Here is a 17,022-nt window from a genome sequence, read left to right on the forward strand (position 1 = left end):
ACCTTATTTGGGAAGTTCGATCTTTTTGCTGTTTTTTGATTCTTTGTATAAAACCATCGTACTTCCAATAGTCTGGACGATTTCTGCGTTCACTGCAGATGCAATCGCTTCTGCTGCTTCATTCACTTCTTCATCTGAATTCTGTAGAATGTTAATTTTGATCAGTTCTCTTGCTTCTAAAGCATCTTCGGTCTGTTTGACCAGGTTCTCGCTCAGCCCCTGCTTTCCTATTTGAAAAACCGGGCTTTGTTTATGGGAGAGCTTTCGTAGATATTTTTTCTGGCTGTTGGATAATGACATTTATTTTCCTCCTAAGTTCTGCAGAACCGTCTCTTTCATTCGATGAACATCAGGATACGTGCCTGTCCATTTTTCAAAAGAGGCCGCTCCCTGCCTGACAAACATGCCAAGCCCATTTAACGTTTCGTTTCCTTTTGCATCCATTTCCTGCAGCCAGGCTGTTTTTAATGGATTATAAATTAGATCACAGCAAATACAGCCGGGCTTAATCCGATCGGACGGCCACGGTTTTGTTTCCGTATTTGGACTCATTCCAAGAGATGTCGTATTAATGATAATATCATATTCATTATTTTTGGACACAGCCTCTTCTTTGGACCATACGTTTAAAGCAAGCTTGCCCTGGAATTTCTCCGCCAGATGTTCTGCTTTTTCCATACTGCGGTTCGTCAGGCAGACATCCGCTGCCCCACTGCTCCACAGCCCCGTTAGGACGGCCCTGGCAGCTCCTCCTGCTCCGATAACAAGAATTCTGCTCCCTTTAATATCAGCCGTCGTTTCTTCCTTTAAAGAATCCATAAATCCTTTTGAGTCTGTATTATATCCGGTGAGGTACCCGTTTTCGTTAACAATCGTGTTGACTGCACCGATCATTTTGGCATGTTCTTCCACGTCGTCCAGGTACTGCATAACGTCTACTTTATGGGGAATGGTTACATTGACTCCCCGGATCCCCAGCGCCCGGATACCGGATACGGCTTCTTTTAAATTAGCCGGCGCTACATCAAATGATTGGTAATAATAAGGAAGATTCAGGGCACTGAATTCTTTATTATGCATGGCCGGAGATAATGAATGATGAACCGGGTGGCCGAAAAGCCCAAGAAGCTTTATGCTGTCTGTCACACAATCGCCTCCCTTAACGAAACACCGGTTCCTTCCGGCACGTGTATGCTGATTTTTGCTCCTTTTTTAGGAACAGAAAACCAGCCCAGTCCTGCAATAACAATGTCGGTTTTATCTTTTTTTATAACAAACTCATACCGTTTCCACTTGCCAAGCTTTTCTACGGATTTAGGAGATGGGGGCGAAAGCATACCTCCCAAATGGTTGGCCATTAAATCATCCGCATTTTCAAGCTTGGTACGGTGAATTTTCAGCTCATTTGCAAAATAAGCCACAAAGGAGTTCCGTTCTCCTTCTTCAAAATCAAGCCGTGCAAATCCACCTACAAACAAAGTTTGTCCGGGTTGAAGCTGATAAATAATAGGCTTGATTTCTTTTTTGGGCATCATTTTTTTCCAGTCACTGCTGTGCATCTGATGAATAAGCTGACGGTTGTTAATAATTCCAGGTGTATCAATTAAGTGTTTACCGTCTTCGAGCATTACTTCTATAATATCAAGCGTCGTTCCCGGAAAATGGGAGGTGGTAATAGGAACATCATCTTCTCCGCTGAACAATCGAATGATCTGATTCAGGAAGGTAGACTTTCCTACATTGGTACAGCCGGTTATAAACACATCGCTGCCCTGTCTGTATTTCTCAATCAGCTGCGCGGCTTCCTCCACGCCCTGGTTTTTAGAAGCACTGATTAATACCACATCTTTTGCGGTCAGGCCCTGATCTTTAGCCTGTTTTTTCAGCCACTGCACGACTTTGTTCTGATTGACTGACTTAGGAAGCAGATCGGCCTTGTTGGCAATAAGCACAACATCGTTATTGCCTGTATACCGGTGAAAGCCTGAAATCCAGCTTCCTTCTAAATCAAAGATATCCACCACTTTTACAATCAACGCTTTCTGGCTGCCAATTTCATGAAGCTTGTTGGAAAAATCCTGATGCGTTAATTCCACATCCTGTACTTCATTGTAGTGGCGCAGACGAAAACAGCGCTGGCATATAATAATGTCTTTTTCCAGCGCTGATTCCGGAGTATACCCCGCTTTATTCTGCTCTTCGGTCTGAATGGCTGCTCCGCAGCCCGAACATACTAGTTCCTCTGTCAATTATGATTCCTCCCACTGAACATGACCTTTGTCTTTCAGTCGTTTCAGTACTCTTCTTTCAATGTTGCGGTTGATTTTAGTAAGCATTCCATCTGTTTTTGCAATAGGAACGACAAGCACAGTGTAAAAACCGGAGCGGTTTCCGCCAAATACATCTGTCAGCACCTGATCTCCAATAACAACGACTTCGTTTGTGTGCAGTCCCATGTCTTTTTTCGCTTTTCTAAATGCCCGTCCGAGAGGCTTTTTTGCTGAATGAATGAAGGTAATGCCGCTCGGTTCTGAAAATGCGCTTACTCTTTTTTTATTATTATTGGACACAATGGTAACCTGGAACCCTTTATTTTTTACAAGCTTTACCCAGCTCAGCAGTTCTGGTGTCGCCTCAGGTCTGTCCCATTCTACCAGAGTATTATCCAGATCCGTTATGATGCCTTTAATATTTCTTTCATGAAGCTGATCCAGATCTAAATCATATACGGAAGGAATATATTCATTTGGTATAAAACGCTTAAGCACGCGGCCACATCCTTTTATTTATTCAACGGCTTTTATTGTTCGTTAAAAGCACGCTATACGTCGGCTTTCTAAGGAAATAGTATAACCTCTGCATTGATTTTTTTCAAATGGAATCCGCCTGCGGCAGCTGACATCCTTCTCCTTTATCGTGTTCAATAAAATGTAATACATTTTATTTTCAGCGTGTTTCTTCATATTTAAGAAAATTGGTATTTTAACTCTTCTATACAGCTGTGAAGCGGTGCTCTTGGATGCACGCTTTACTTTTTTACGTTATAATTTTCATTGTCTGTGTGTTTATAAACCAGCTTACACCTTTTTTGTGCCAAAGGATGCTTTGCAGGCTGATTTATAAAGTATACAGTTAACGAAAATACAAAATACTTGCATGCGGTACTGTGAATACATTACATTTTATATTCGCTTTCCTATGGATGCCCTCAGCTGTGCATCTTTTTTTAGGCACAGCCTTCTGACAAATGGATTATTGTCAGAACATTTACATCATTTCATGCTTTTTATTATACAAGGAGGACAGACATTATGACGTTTTTACATTGGGCCATTATTTCTCCATTTTTATTGGCCATCCTTACCCCTTTCTTTTACCGCTACATCCCCAAAATACATACTGGGTGGTTCGTCTTTATTCTTCCACTTGCTTTGTTTGGGTATTTTCTGCAGCAGATGGTACAAACTACTTCCCAGGGAGGTGTCGTGGAAGCCTCTGCATCCTGGGTGCCTTCGCTTCAAATTTTCTATACCGTTTATCTGGACGGGCTGAGTATTTTATTTGCCCTCCTTATTACTGGAATAGGCGCTTTGGTTGTACTTTATTCTATCTATTACTTAGATAAGAAAAAAGAAGCGTTAAACAACTTTTATGTTTACCTTCTTATGTTCATGGGCGCTATGCTCGGTGTTGTTATTTCCGATAACATGATTGTGCTTTACGTCTTCTGGGAATTAACAAGCCTTTCTTCTGCCCTGTTGATCAGCTACTGGTTTCAGCGTGATAAATCCATTTACGGCGCGCAGAAATCGATGCTTATCACTGTATTCGGCGGCTTTGCCATGCTCGGCGGCTTTGCCATGCTCTACAGCATCACCGGCACATTCAGTATTCAGGAAACAATCGCCAGTGCTGATCTTGTTATGGCAAGTAATTTGTTTATTCCGGCAATGATCCTTGTACTTCTGGGTGCCTTTACTAAATCCGCCCAGTTTCCATTCCATATCTGGCTGCCGGATGCCATGGAAGCTCCAACACCGGTCAGTGCTTACCTGCACTCCGCTACGATGGTTAAAGCCGGTCTGTATCTCGTCGCGCGTTTCACTCCTGTTTTTGCAGGCGTGCCCGAGTGGTTCTGGATTGTATCCGGCGTTGGTTTATTCACCTTATTCTGGGGCTCGCTGTCTGCGGTCCGCCAGAAAGACTTAAAAGGGATTCTCGCTTTCTCCACTATCAGTCAGCTCGGCCTGATTATGTCGCTTCTCGGGGTCGGGTCTGCCTCGCTCTATTTTAATGACGGTGTAGAAACTGCCCTTTACCATGCAGCTATTATGACGGCTATCTTTCACCTGATAAACCATGCAACTTTCAAAGGAAGTTTGTTTATGGCTGTCGGTATTATTGATCATGAAACCGGTACGAGGGATATTAACCGCCTCGGCGGCCTGATGGCTATTATGCCGGTTACGTTTACCATCACCATGGTTGGTGCCGCCTCAATGGCCGGTATTCCACCATTTAACGGATTTATCAGTAAAGAGATGTTTTTTACGAGTATGCTGGAAGCGACTGAGATTACGGCCTGGAACATGCAGACATTTGGCATGCTGTTTCCGATTATTGCCTGGGTCGCCAGCATCTTCACCTTTTTATACTGCTTGATTCTATTCTTTAAAACGTTCACCGGAAAATTCAAGCCGGAAAACTTCGATAAGCATGTTCATGAAGCACCGATCGGCATGTTAATAAGCCCGATTATTCTGGTTATTCTTGTTATTGTTTTCGGTTTGTTTCCAAACCTGCTGGCTTACTCGTTAATTGAGCCGGCTATGCAGAGCATACTGCCCGGTGTTATGACAGGCGGCGAACGTTTTTATGTTGATATTTACCTCTGGCACGGTTTTGAGCTGGAGTTGTTTATGACAATGGGAGTTATTGCCCTTGGAACACTATTGTTTATTCTTATGAAGAAATGGTCTTCACTTGCCATTTATAAAAAAGAAAGCGACATTCTTAATCCGCTTTACGATGGATCACTGAGCGGGCTTGTAACGGGATCACAGAAAATAACGCGGGCACAGATTACAGGAAGACTTCGTGATTACCTGGCCTATATGTCCATATTTATTGTTCTGCTGCTTGCTTATACGATGCTCCATTACGATGCTTTCACTATGCCTACAGAGAACCTTTCTTCTATTCCAGGGTTTATGTGGGTGCTCGTACCGCTCTTTATTCTGACTACACTTGCCGTGCCGTTTGTGAATGATAGAATGGCCGTCATTATTATTGTAGGCGCCTTAGGATTTCTCGTTGCGATCTTCTTTGTCGCATTCAGCGCGCCCGACCTTGCTTTAACCCAGTTTCTTATTGAAACAGTAGTTGTTGTATTATTGCTGCTGGTATTCAAGCACCTTCCTAAGCTGACAAAAGAACGCACAAAACCGAGAATTCAGGTAACGAATGCGATTATTTCAGTTGGTGTCGGTGTGATGGTTACCATGATTGGGTTAAGCACGTATGCTTTCCGCCAGGAAAACGGTCTTGAATCCATTTCCCAGTACTTTATAGACAATTCCTACGATCTTGCTGCCGGAGAAAATATGGTTAACGTTATTCTCGTCGACTTTCGTGGACTTGATACTATTCTCGAAGTTCTGGTGCTAGCGATCGCCGCATTAGGTGTTATTACTCTAATTAAACTGCGCATGACAGGGAGGGAGGATGTATGAAGACAAATAATCTGCTTCTCCAATCCGTTACGCGGGTAGTAACGTTTTTAATATTTGCCTTCTCTATTTATTTATTCTTTGCCGGGCACAACAACCCCGGCGGTGGATTTATCGGGGGCTTAATGACCGCTTCTGCCCTGCTGCTTTTGTACTTGGCATTTGATATTCAGTCCATCAGAAAAGCTCTTGCTTTTAACTACGTCAATATTATTGCCATCGGGTTAATTATCTCGCTCGTTACCGGAATGGTAAGCATGTTTTTAGGAAGTGCCTTTCTTAATCAATATGATCGGTACGTACAGCTTCCTTTGTTTGGCGAGGTTCACCTGACTACAGCTGTTCCGTTTGACCTGGGGATCTATTTAGCCGTTGTAGCTGTAGCACTAGTTATTATATTAGCGATTGGAGAGGATGCGTAATGGAAATACTAATGTCGATCACAGCCGGCGTCCTCTTTATGGTAGCAACTTATTTGATGCTTTCCCGAAGCATTTTCCGCGTCGTCATTGGGGTTGTTATCATTTCCCATGGGGCTCATCTTCTTCTTTTAACGATGGCAGGCCTGCAGCGTGGTTTTCCTCCTCTACTTGGAGAGGAAGCCGCCAGCTACGCCGACCCGCTGCCCCAGGCGCTTATTTTGACAGCCATTGTAATCAGCTTCGGCTTAACTGCTTTTCTGCTGGTACTGGCTTATAGAACGTATGACGCACACAAAACAGATGATCTTGATCAGTTGAGAGGTACTTCCGATGAATAGTCTAATAATATTACCCGTACTCCTGCCCTTTTTAATTGGCTCGATACTCATACTGCTTGCAAAAAAGCATCAGGCTCAGAGAGTTATTACTTCTCTAACCGCTCTGGCCATGCTGGCAGTCTCTGTTGTCCTTGCCATTGACGTTTATCAAAATGGCATTGCTACAATGGAAATGGGAGAATGGCCGGCACCATTTGGCATTGTTTTCGTCGCAGATATGTTCGCGACCATGATGGTGATTTTATCCAGTATTGTCGGTGTTGTCTGTTTGTTCTTTGCTTTCAGCACTATTTCAACCGAACGGGAAAAGTTTTATTTTTATCCCTTCTATCTATTTCTACTCGCCGGTGTAAACGGTGCGTTTTTAACCGGTGACTTGTTTAATATGTTTGTATTTTTTGAAGTAATGCTGCTGGCCTCCTATATTCTTATAGTGATGGGAGGAACCAAATACCAGCTGCGCGAATCTTTTAAGTATGTTGTTATTAATGTATTTGCCTCAATGCTTTTCCTAATAGGTGTTGCTTATATTTACGGAGCACTTGGCACGCTGAATTTCGCAGACATGGCAGTGCGCGTGGAAGAAACCGGGCAGGACGGCATTATGAATGTTATCGCCATTCTGCTTCTTATCGTATTTGCATCCAAAGGTGCTTTATTTCCTTTATACTTCTGGCTGCCTAAATCATATTACGGTCCCCCTTCTGCTGTTGCAGCCCTGTTTGGCGGACTATTAACAAAAGTCGGGATTTATGCGATTATCCGCTTGTTCACGTTAGTATTTAATCACGATATTGGATTTACGCATAACATTATTCTTGCACTGGCCGGCTTTACGATGTTCTTTGGAGTTCTTGGAGCGGTATCACAGTTTGACTTCAAACGAATTCTTTCGTATCACATCATCAGCCAGGTCGGCTATATGGTAATGGGGCTTGGGATATTCACCCCGCTTGCCCTGGCAGGTGCCATCTACTATATTGCCCACCACATTATCGTTAAATCCGCTTTATTCTTATTCAGCGGTGCAACAGAATCCATTACCGGCACGACGGACCTGAAGAAAATGGGCGGAATTTTAAAAACACATCCCCTGTTAGCCTGGATGTTCTTTATTACCGCCGTTTCTCTTGCCGGTATACCACCGCTCAGCGGATTCTTCAGTAAGTTTCCGCTGATTCTCTCCGGTATGGAGGAAGGACGCTACATTATTACCGGCGTAGCCCTTTTAGTCGGGCTGCTCACCTTGTTCTCCATGCTGAAGATATTCATTTATGCATTCTGGGGGGAGCAGAAACACACGGACGAACAGGCAGCTAAAAAAATCGGCCCTATCCTTCTTCCTATTGTTCCGCTGGTTCTCTTAACTATTGTTCTGGGCTTTGCCGCTGAACCTATTTTCAGCTACTCGTATGGAATTGCCGAGGAACTGCTTGAACCATCTATTTATATTAATTCGGTGTTAGGGGAGTAGATCGCATGGCCTTTCAGATTGTATTAAATGTATTCATTGCATTTATATGGGTGCTTCTGCAGAACAGCTTCACCATCGGAGATTTTATCATCGGCTACGTTATCGGCTTTGGTGTTCTGTACATCCTTCAGAAAATCCTGCCGTTTGAGTTTTATTTCCGGCGTGTCAAAGCAGTTTTTGCACTGCTTTGGCTCTTTATAAAAGAACTTTTCATTGCCAATATCGATATGGTGAAGATTGTGCTGAGCCCGACTTTTAAACACAAGCCCGGTATTGTCGCTGTTCCTACCAATTTAACAAAGAAGTGGGAAATCAGCCTGCTGTCCTGCCTTGTCTCCTTAACGCCCGGTACTCTTGTTATGGACTACTCGCTGGACAGTAAGTATATTTATATTCACAACATCGACATCGAGAGCCGTAAGGCCATGATTGAAGATGTCCAAAATAAATTCGAAAAAGCTATTCTGGAGGTGAGAAAGTAATGCTGGATATTGTAGTAAATATCGCTCTAATAGCAATGGCTGTCTCGCTGGTATTGTGCACATACCGGGTTGTCATAGGACCGACTGTCCCCGACCGTATTGTAGCTCTTGATGCATTCGGGCTTAACATGGTAGGCTTTGTTGGACTTATGATGATGTCTTTAGAAACAGCTGCTTTCTCAGAAGTTGTATTGTTGATTGCCATTCTTGCCTTTATAGGCTCCGTTGCACTGGCAAAATATTGGGAGAGGGGCTTAGTCATTGATAGAAATCCTGATTAGTATTTTAATTATCATCGGCATTTTCTTTAGTCTTTTAGGCTCAATCGGCCTGGTAAGGCTTCCTGATATTTACGCAAGAATCCATGCAGCGACGAAAAGCGCCACTCTAGGCATCGCATTTTTAGTTTTTGCTACCTTTTTATACTTTTGGGTGATTGAAGCGGAGTTTATTGGCAAAATTTTACTGGCTATTTTATTCGTGTTTTTAACGGCACCCGTTGGGGCACAGATCATGAGCCGCTCTGCCCATCGTACTGGAGTTCCATTATGGAACAAGAGCACACATGACGATTTAACGGAGTCATACGATAAAAAAAAGGCAGAATAAGGGGCTAATTTTGACGAATTACCGCTGAACACTTGACATAGCAAGGATTCATGAGTAAATTTGTAAGTGAAGTTATACATTACTAGGAATGAAAGGGAGTTTTTTGATGAATAAGACAGATTTGATTAACGCCGTAGCAGAACAAGCAGATATCTCAAAAAAGGATGCTTCTAAAGCAGTAGACGCTGTATTTGAAAGCATCACAGACACTCTTAAAAAGGGTGACAAAATTCAGCTTGTAGGCTTCGGCAGCTTTGAAGTACGCGAGCGTGCAGCCCGTAAAGGCCGCAACCCGCAAACAGGTGAAGAAATCAAAATTCCTGCAACTAAAAACCCAGCATTCCGCCCAGGTAAGCAGTTAAAAGACGCTGTTAACTAATTTACAAATATTAATGAATCAAAGAAGGATCTGACGCTGTCAGATCCTTTTTTACATAGTTTTATGCACGCTTGGAAGGGAATAGTATGGTAAACACATAGGAGGTATAAATGATGAATATTACAATGACCCAGCCCGCATTTAAATGGTTTTTAGATGAAATGAACCTGAATAAAAATGATGCGGTCCGCTTTTACGTTCGTTACGGCGGAAGCCCCCAGCTTATTGCCGGATTTTCAATCGGTGTAGAAGTATCTGTTCCCTCTACCCCCGTTACTCAAATGGAAAAAGACGGCATTACTTTTTTTATTGAGCAAAAGGATGCCTGGTATTTCAAGGATCATTCTCTTCATATTAAATTCAGCAGAAAAATAAATGAAATCGAATTTGAATATGTACCGGATTAATTATTTTTGATCCGGGTATGCCCTGCAAATGAAAAAGGACCATTGCCGGTATCCGGCAATGGCTTCAAAGGGAGAGAGAGTGATGCCTAAAGGAGAGCCTGTTATTCACGGCTTACAGGAAACATTAATACTCTGGAGGGTGAGCCAGAAACCTTTTGAACGAAACCGATTTTCCTTCAAAAGGGATGAATGACTTCCTGTTATTTGTAATTATAGGGAGTTAATGCAGACAAATCATCAAATATGTAAGATAATCTTTCACTTTTTCTTACCAAACTATTTATCCTGAAGAGTGATTGTGTTTCCTACATTATTTTACTATACTTAATACATAAGACTTACATACTAATGAATTGCTATCAAAGGAGATGAGTATCTGTGTCTTTACAAAAACGACCGATTGCTGCAGAAGATCTTAAGCAGATTGCTGTAGTGAGTGAACCACATATATCAGAAGAAGGAACAAAATACGCTTTTGTTAAAAAACATGCCGGCGAAGAGGACCTTTATTATTCTCATATTTATATTCAGCATTTGACAGATGACAAGCCGGTGCAGTGGACATTTGGTGAAGTACGGGACCACAGCCCGCAATGGGCACCGGATGGCTCCGAGCTTTTATTTCTTTCTTCACGCTCCGGAAGTACCCAGATCTGGCTTATGTCCTCAGCCGGCGGAGAACCCCGCCGATATACGAATGTGAAAGGCGGCATTACGGAAGCCGCCTGGGCTCCGGACAGTCAGTCCATTGCTTTTATTGCAGCAGTTGATTCTACAGCGATTCTTGCAGATGACAAGCCGGTAGAAGACAAAAAATCCATGGAACCGCTTTTAGTGAACCGCCTGAAATATAAATCAGATGCAAAGGGCTTTCATGATGAGACAAGGCAGCATGCTGCTCTGCTCGATTTGAAATCCAATAAGACAAGACTGTTAACCAAAGGGCCTTTTGACCATTCCGGGCTAAGCTGGGCTCCTGACAGCAAACGTCTGGCACTCAGTGCAAATCGTAATGAAGACGAAGACAAATCGTCGGTGATGGATTTATTTGTACTTCATCTGGAAACGGAAGAACTGGAAAAAATGACGGAGTCAACCGGTGTTTTCACGATGGCGAACTGGTCCGGTGATGGAAAGTACATTTCTGCCATCGGCCATGAACTCGAATACGAAGGTGCGACCATTAATCAGGTATGGATTATCAATTCGCATACAAAAGAAAATACTTGTATGACGCTGAAATGGGATGTGCAGATTGGCGATGCCGCTATCGGGGATGTCCGCTCCTCCCATCCTAATCCAGGTCCGGTCTGGTCAAGGGATCAGAAACATATATATTTTCTCGCCAGTGAAAGAGGCAGTACCGGGCTTTATCAAATGGATATGCTGGGCGAGATCGAAGCCGTGCATGAAGAAGAAAATCATTTATTCGGCTTTTCCTATCATGCGGCAAAAGACTTTTTTATAGTCGGCATAAGCGATCCCTCCAACCCTGGCGACTTTTTTGAAATACAGCGCAAGGCAGAAGCACATGTGCGGCTGACAGATGTAAATAATGAATTTTTAAACAAAGTAGATATATCGATTCCGGAACCGCTCTCTTTTAAAGCAGAGGACGGCTGGGAAATTCAAGGATGGCTGATGCGCCCTGCCCAGTTTGAAGAGGGGCAGAAATATCCATTGGTACTTGAAATACACGGCGGCCCGCACGCAATGTACGCCAATACCTTCTTTCACGAAATGCAGTACCTGGCAGCACAGGGATACGCTGTCTTATACATGAACCCCCGTGGAAGCCACGGATACGGCCAATCTTTTGTTGATGCCGTCCGCGGCGATTACGGCGGAAAAGACTATACCGATTTAATGAGTGCTGTTGATTACGTGCTTAAGACGTACTCTTTCCTTGATGAAAGCCGCCTGGGCGTCACAGGAGGCAGCTACGGCGGTTTTATGACGAATTGGATAGTAGGACACACAAACCGCTTTAAAGCCGCTGTCACGCAGCGTTCTATCTCCAACTGGCTTAGTTTTCAAGGCGTAAGTGATATTGGCTTCTTTTTCACAGAGTGGGAATTAAAGAAAAGCCTCCCCGAGAGTCCGGAAGAACTTTGGAATTTCTCCCCGCTTAAGTATATTAATCATGTTTCCACCCCTCTTCTTATCATGCATGGAGAACAGGATTACCGCTGCCCGATTGAACAGGGAGAACAGCTCTTTATCGGTTTAAAAAAGCTTGATAAAACGGTGGAATTTTTAAGGTTTCCGCACTCCAATCACGAGCTGAGCCGCGGCGGCCCTCCCGCGCTTCGTATTCACCGCCTGAAATACATGGCAGAATGGTTTAATCGTTATCTGTAATATAAAGCTCCGGCCTGCATTATCTGCAGGCCGGAGCTTTTTTTATTATTTGTTTCCTTTTAGCTTATCTTTTAATTTATCTTTCACTTGGCTGGAAGAAGAATCTTTTGATTTATGCTTCTTTTTTGTGTCACGTTCTTCCTGTTTGATATCTTCTAAAGGCATCGGATCCTCAAAAGCAGTTGGCGGTTGTTCCTGATTTACGTCTTTTTTGATGTCTTTCTCTTTATCTTGATCACTCATTGGTAACAGCCTCCTTTCTCTTCTATACCACCCGCACCCTGAATGAAAACATTCTCCTTTCCCGTTATAGTTTGGTATCATAGAAAGGAGAAAGGAGAATGTCTCTTGAATCAATTAGATCAAATGTTTGAGCAGATAAAAAAGAGACCTTCCCGCATACTCGGGGAAGATCACTTTCATAAATCAGCTGTAATGATACCAATTATTGAAAAAGAAGGGGCGCCTCATGTGCTGTTTGAAGTACGTGCTGCGCATATGAACAGCCAGCCCGGCGAAATATGCTTTCCCGGCGGCAGAGTAGATGCAGAGGATGCCAACGAGGAAGAAGCATGCATCCGTGAAGTAATGGAAGAAATAGGGGTTAAACGGAATGATATTACGCTCGCAGGTTCATTGGATAAACTCGTGACCCCGTATAATCATATTATTTATGCGTTTGCCGGCCATATCTCCCAATCTGCGGTGCTTTCGCCAAACCCGGCTGAAGTTGGTGAGTTGTTCACTGTGCCGCTTGCTTATTTTCACGAAAATCCTCCGGTTAAACATAATATATATTTACAAGTACAGCCGGAAGACTCGTTTCCCTTCTCTCTCATTCCGGGAGGAGAGAACTATTCCTGGCGTACTGCCACCGTTCCCGAATATTTTTACGAATACAATGACTATATTATTTGGGGACTGACGGCCAGGCTTCTCCGTCATTTTCTTCAGGTTACAAACGGTTGATTATTTTCTGCCAGCTGTCCTACCATATGAATAACAAGTTCTGCTGAATGCTTGGAGGCGGTCACGAGAAACTGATCGTAGGAAAGCTTTGCTTCGGATCCGGCAATATCACTTAAAGAACGTGTTATCACGAATGGCACCTGGAAGCGGTGGCAGACCTGAGCAATCGCTCCTGCTTCCATTTCTGAGCAGAGCGGCTTTTCGAACATTTCTTTTAGTTCGTTCACTCTGACCTCGCTGCTCATGAAAGAGTCTCCTGATAATACCAGCCCGGAGGCTGCCTGGAGACCGCCTGCTGCAGCTCCATTTTCAGCCATTGTGATTAATCTCTCATCTGCAGGATAAGCAGCCGGCATTTGAGGAACCTGGCCAAACTCATAACCAAATACGGTGGCATCTACATCGTTATAGCGTACTTCTGTAGAAATGACCAGATCTCCCACTTTTAAAGCAGGATCGAATCCACCTGCAGAGCCTGTATTAATAACTACATCCGGTGCATAGGTATCAATTAATAAAGTAGTGCCTATTGCTGCATTTACTTTACCTATCCCTGATTCCAGCAGCACGATCTCCTGGTCGTCTATCGTGCCTTCAAAAAAGATACATCCGCCTTTCGTACTCTTATGTAAGGAAGACAGCGAGTGTTGAAGAATCTCTACCTCTTCTTTCATGGCTCCTATAATTCCTATTTTCATTCTACCCAGCTCCTTTTATTTGCTTTCGGTTCACTGCAACTTATCCATTATACTATTAGACGGCAATTGTTTTCTACAATTAGACAAAGAGAGGGTTCATTCTATTGAATATCAGCGTAGGTCCATTAAAAGATAAAGTTGAGTTTTTTGAAGCAGATCACATAAAAAAATTAGAAGATGCCATTCAGCAGAAAATCGAAGTCAACGAAGCGATTATGCTTGAAGTGCACCACGTCCAGCATCACGTCTACTATCATCCCGAGTACGGCCGTCCGGTATTTACTGCCTCTGTTCATTTTAAGGCTGCCCCTTCCCGGTAAGCCTGCCTGAAAATGACAGCTGCCGCACAGAACCCCCCTCACTATCGGTGAGGGGGGTTTGCTGGATCAACTACATTTTAATAAGGGTTGCTGCTTAATACTTCTACGTTTGTCGGCTGCCAGCCCTGGCCTTCGACAAATTCCATTTCTACCTGGTACGGAGTGCTGCGGTTTTCACTCGTGGATACGGTTCCGACTGCCGTCGTCGGACTTCCTCCGTTTTCCAGTCTGTAGATCGTCATTTCATCTTCAGACAAGCCGGTCGCTGCGCTTAGTGCAGTCACCATTTCGGCCCAATTCTGGCCGTCCCTATCAAAGCTTGGGCTGAAAGATCCGCTTTGCTCTGTGCCAACCGGCTCCCATTCCCCCTGCTCTGCAGCATCTGAAGAAGGCTCTTCCTGCCCCTGCTCCGCTGTCTCTTCGTCTTCTTCTGTACTGGCAGGCTCGTCTGTAACCTGCTCTTCTTGTGTACTGCTTTCTGTTTCTTCTGTCGTATTCGTTTCTTCTTCCTGGGCAGGCTCCGCTTCTTCTGATGATTCCGGAGCCTCTTCAGATTCAGAAGTTTCCGGCTCTTCCTCCGGAGCCGTCATCTCTTCTTCTGTCTGTTCTGTATCCTCTGTCTCCGTTTGTTCTGTTGTCTGGTCCTGATTTTCTTCTTCGTCAGAAGCCTCGTCATTCCCTGTAAAAAGAAGCGTAATAGAGAAAAACAAAATCAGGACTGCTACTATAGCTATCGCTGCATTTAAAAGACGGTTCATTCTTTTTTTGCGACGCATGCCGTATCTTTTTTCTTCACCAAATCCACGGTTATTTCTATCCATTTCATTATTCACCTGCCACTTTCCTTATGTATCCTAATAAAAAAACTACACTACTTTTTCCTATTATACAATGTTATCTAAAAGAATTTATCATTTTTAAACTTTTCACACACAATTGTAAAATATGTAACCAGCCGGAAACCGGGAAATATGTCCTATTTGGTTCCAAATAAAAAAACTGCCGCTTTTTCAGCGGCAGTGATTGCTTGTATGGTTTAGCTCACTTCAATAATTTCTACTTCTATCTCGCCGCCGGGAGTGTTAACCATAACAGCTTCTCCGACTTTTCTGCCAAGCAGGCTTTGAGCCATAGGAGAATCATTTGATATTTTGCCTTCCAGCGGATCGGATTCAGCACTGCCGACAATAGTGTACATTTCTTTTTCGCCATTCGGAAGCTCTTTAAAAGTGACAGATTTACCGAGAGCTACTTCGGAATTGTTGCTTTTGTCTTCCTCAATCATGATAGCCGTTTTTAGCATGTTTTCAATTTGTCCGATACGTCCTTCTACAAAAGCCTGTTCGTCCTTTGCAGCATCGTACTCCGAGTTCTCGGATAAGTCACCGAAACTTCTCGCTACCTTAATGCGTTCTACAATTTCTGTGCGGCGGTCCGTTTTAAGGAAATTCAATTCTTCCTCTAATTTATTTTTACCTTCTTCAGTCATATAATTTTGCTTTTCTTCTGCCATTGCCATGGTCACTCCTCTTTCTCAGCTTAAAAGCTCTAAAGTTGTTCGTGCGTAAATTCCCATTAAAAATGTAAGCGATGTCTCTATTTCCATTGTTATTATCATACTCATTTTTTTACCATATTTCAATTAAAATTGATGAAATTTGGAAATAGATTTCTCCTACTATTATACTTTCCCTTCATAGAAGGATTTTAATCAATCTCTTCCTCCTGCTGCCTTCCATCTTCCCATTCACTGCGGTACTGCTCCTGGGTTTGCTGATGCGCTTCAAAGGATTCATTATAAATCACTTCTCCACCAGGACGGGCGTAGAAGAAAATATAGTCCGTGCTTTCCGGCTCCAGCACCGCCTGAATGGATGCCAGCCCCGGGCTTGCAATCGGGCCTGGTGGAAGGCCGGCGTTCCGATACGTATTATAAGGGGATTCCGTGTCCAGATCGTCATATGACGTCATATAACGGTGTTCCCTTATAGCGTAAGCAACAGTAGGGTCTACTTCCAGACGCATATCCGCGTCCAGCCTGTTTTCAATCACCCCTGCAATCAGCGGCCGGTCCACGTCATACTGGGCCTCTCTTTCTACAATAGAGGCGATCGTTAAAAGTTGGTGAACGGTGTAGCCGCTCTCCTCTATTTGTGAAGCGTATTCTACCATACTTTCTTCTGTACGTTCAATCATTTCATGCAATATGACCTTAAGCTCTGTTTCTTCATCAAAAAATTCATACCTGGAAGGAAACAAATATCCTTCCAGCGGGTAAAGTATTTCTTCATTATCTACTTCTTCTGTTACAATATCATACTGCTCTACAGCCTCCGTTATAAATTCAGGGCTGTCTAATTCGGCAGCTACTTCTTCTTCCGAATAAGGTGTATTCTCGGAAATAACAGCCGCAATATCTTCGAGCCAGACTCCTTCCGGCACCGTAAAGGCAATACCGGGTTCTGCATTTGGCCCTTCTTCGAGCTGCCCGGCGATCTCTCTCATCGTCATATCCTGTGAAAACATGTAGTGACCGGCCTGAATAGTGGAATCTGCTGTGACTCTTAAGTAATATCGAAAGACTGCGTCGCTATGTATTAAGTTATTCTCTTCGAGCATAGCTGCTGTATCAGCGGCCGAATCTCCCTGTGCTATTTCCATGTCTACTTCTTCCGGCCCACTGCTGTCTACTGGACTCATAGCCTGCATTACATACCAGCTGCCAGCGGCTGCCGCCAGAATTAAAATCAGAAGAACAGATAAAAATACAATGGATCTTTTTTTCTTTAAAAACGGTCTTTTTCTTTTGGGGTGATTAGTTTCTTCCACGGGAC

Annotated in this window: 21 protein-coding genes; 12 read left to right on the forward strand and 9 right to left on the reverse strand. The window is 43.5% G+C overall.

Annotation, left to right across the window (positions count from 1 at the left end; genetic code table 11):
- Positions 1-3: 3 nt before the first annotated feature.
- From yhbY to AC5W14_RS07930, 4 genes are read right to left on the reverse strand one after another with little or no spacing between them, the layout of a single operon-like run.
- On the reverse strand, positions 4-300 hold the full coding sequence (yhbY, locus tag AC5W14_RS07915; protein ID WP_496058788.1) for a ribosome assembly RNA-binding protein YhbY: 297 nt from the start codon (positions 298-300) through the stop codon (positions 4-6).
- Positions 301-1,146, reverse strand: a complete 846-nt coding sequence (gene aroE / locus AC5W14_RS07920; RefSeq protein WP_496194073.1) for a shikimate dehydrogenase — start codon at positions 1,144-1,146, stop codon at positions 301-303. It abuts the gene before it with no gap.
- Complete coding sequence (gene yqeH / locus AC5W14_RS07925; protein WP_496194074.1) at positions 1,143-2,249, reverse strand: ribosome biogenesis GTPase YqeH; 1,107 nt, start codon at positions 2,247-2,249, stop codon at positions 1,143-1,145. The genes aroE and yqeH overlap by 4 nt, the downstream gene beginning before the upstream one ends.
- Complete coding sequence (locus AC5W14_RS07930) at positions 2,250-2,768, reverse strand: YqeG family HAD IIIA-type phosphatase (RefSeq protein ID WP_496058791.1); 519 nt, start codon at positions 2,766-2,768, stop codon at positions 2,250-2,252.
- Between the two features lie 543 nt (positions 2,769-3,311).
- Between AC5W14_RS07930 and AC5W14_RS07935 the strand changes: the two genes are divergently transcribed.
- The 10 genes from AC5W14_RS07935 to AC5W14_RS07980 all read left to right on the forward strand — a co-directional run bounded on the left by AC5W14_RS07935 (position 3,312) and on the right by AC5W14_RS07980 (position 12,201).
- On the forward strand, positions 3,312-5,732 hold the full coding sequence (locus AC5W14_RS07935) for a Na+/H+ antiporter subunit A (protein WP_496194075.1): 2,421 nt from the start codon (positions 3,312-3,314) through the stop codon (positions 5,730-5,732).
- Positions 5,729-6,151: a Na(+)/H(+) antiporter subunit B gene (locus AC5W14_RS07940; protein ID WP_496058793.1), complete on the forward strand. Its 423-nt coding sequence runs from the start codon at positions 5,729-5,731 to the stop codon at positions 6,149-6,151. The genes AC5W14_RS07935 and AC5W14_RS07940 overlap by 4 nt, the downstream gene beginning before the upstream one ends.
- Positions 6,151-6,489, forward strand: coding sequence for a Na(+)/H(+) antiporter subunit C (locus AC5W14_RS07945; RefSeq protein ID WP_496058794.1), 339 nt, complete (start codon positions 6,151-6,153; stop codon positions 6,487-6,489). Before AC5W14_RS07940 ends, AC5W14_RS07945 begins: the two co-directional genes overlap by 1 nt.
- Positions 6,482-7,963, forward strand: a complete 1,482-nt coding sequence (locus AC5W14_RS07950; protein WP_496058795.1) for a Na+/H+ antiporter subunit D — start codon at positions 6,482-6,484, stop codon at positions 7,961-7,963. Before AC5W14_RS07945 ends, AC5W14_RS07950 begins: the two co-directional genes overlap by 8 nt.
- Positions 7,964-7,968: 5 nt before the next feature.
- A complete protein-coding gene (locus tag AC5W14_RS07955; protein ID WP_496058796.1) occupies positions 7,969-8,445 on the forward strand; it encodes a Na+/H+ antiporter subunit E in 477 nt (158 codons plus the stop codon).
- Positions 8,445-8,726 (forward strand): Na(+)/H(+) antiporter subunit F1, encoded by a 282-nt coding sequence (locus tag AC5W14_RS07960; RefSeq protein WP_496058797.1) that lies wholly within the window; start codon positions 8,445-8,447, stop codon positions 8,724-8,726. The genes AC5W14_RS07955 and AC5W14_RS07960 overlap by 1 nt, the downstream gene beginning before the upstream one ends.
- Complete coding sequence (mnhG, locus tag AC5W14_RS07965) at positions 8,707-9,054, forward strand: monovalent cation/H(+) antiporter subunit G (protein ID WP_496058798.1); 348 nt, start codon at positions 8,707-8,709, stop codon at positions 9,052-9,054. The genes AC5W14_RS07960 and mnhG overlap by 20 nt, the downstream gene beginning before the upstream one ends.
- Positions 9,055-9,160: 106 nt before the next feature.
- The gene (locus tag AC5W14_RS07970) at positions 9,161-9,433 is read left to right on the forward strand and encodes an HU family DNA-binding protein (protein ID WP_120193451.1); all 273 of its coding nucleotides are present in this window, start codon (positions 9,161-9,163) and stop codon (positions 9,431-9,433) included.
- Between the two features lie 110 nt (positions 9,434-9,543).
- Positions 9,544-9,840 (forward strand): HesB/YadR/YfhF family protein, encoded by a 297-nt coding sequence (locus AC5W14_RS07975; protein ID WP_496194076.1) that lies wholly within the window; start codon positions 9,544-9,546, stop codon positions 9,838-9,840.
- Positions 9,841-10,218: 378 nt separating this feature from the next.
- Positions 10,219-12,201, forward strand: coding sequence for a prolyl oligopeptidase family serine peptidase (locus tag AC5W14_RS07980; protein ID WP_496058800.1), 1,983 nt, complete (start codon positions 10,219-10,221; stop codon positions 12,199-12,201).
- 45 nt (positions 12,202-12,246) lie between these two features.
- On the opposite strand, the gene AC5W14_RS07985 is transcribed toward AC5W14_RS07980, so the two are convergent.
- A complete protein-coding gene (locus tag AC5W14_RS07985) occupies positions 12,247-12,444 on the reverse strand; it encodes a YczO family protein (protein WP_496058801.1) in 198 nt (65 codons plus the stop codon).
- 105 nt (positions 12,445-12,549) lie between these two features.
- Here AC5W14_RS07985 and AC5W14_RS07990 point away from each other — a divergent pair, with 105 nt between their 5' ends.
- Positions 12,550-13,170: an NUDIX hydrolase gene (locus AC5W14_RS07990; protein ID WP_496194077.1), complete on the forward strand. Its 621-nt coding sequence runs from the start codon at positions 12,550-12,552 to the stop codon at positions 13,168-13,170.
- Here the strand turns inward: AC5W14_RS07990 and mtnN are convergent.
- A complete protein-coding gene (gene mtnN / locus AC5W14_RS07995) occupies positions 13,152-13,868 on the reverse strand; it encodes a 5'-methylthioadenosine/S-adenosylhomocysteine nucleosidase (protein ID WP_496058803.1) in 717 nt (238 codons plus the stop codon). The genes AC5W14_RS07990 and mtnN overlap by 19 nt on opposite strands.
- Before the next feature lie 104 nt (positions 13,869-13,972).
- Here mtnN and AC5W14_RS08000 point away from each other — a divergent pair, with 104 nt between their 5' ends.
- Complete coding sequence (locus AC5W14_RS08000) at positions 13,973-14,188, forward strand: DUF2536 family protein (RefSeq protein WP_496058804.1); 216 nt, start codon at positions 13,973-13,975, stop codon at positions 14,186-14,188.
- A 77-nt stretch (positions 14,189-14,265) separates the two neighbouring features.
- On the opposite strand, the gene AC5W14_RS08005 is transcribed toward AC5W14_RS08000, so the two are convergent.
- The 3 genes from AC5W14_RS08005 to mltG form a co-directional block, all read right to left on the reverse strand.
- On the reverse strand, positions 14,266-15,021 hold the full coding sequence (locus tag AC5W14_RS08005; RefSeq protein WP_496194078.1) for a YrrS family protein: 756 nt from the start codon (positions 15,019-15,021) through the stop codon (positions 14,266-14,268).
- Between the two features lie 203 nt (positions 15,022-15,224).
- A complete protein-coding gene (gene greA / locus AC5W14_RS08010) occupies positions 15,225-15,701 on the reverse strand; it encodes a transcription elongation factor GreA (RefSeq protein WP_496058950.1) in 477 nt (158 codons plus the stop codon).
- Between the two features lie 194 nt (positions 15,702-15,895).
- Positions 15,896-17,017, reverse strand: a complete 1,122-nt coding sequence (gene mltG / locus AC5W14_RS08015) for an endolytic transglycosylase MltG (protein ID WP_496194079.1) — start codon at positions 17,015-17,017, stop codon at positions 15,896-15,898.
- Positions 17,018-17,022: the final 5 nt, after the last annotated feature.

The sequence above is a fragment of the Sinobaca sp. TMA16-18 genome, from assembly GCF_059510535.1.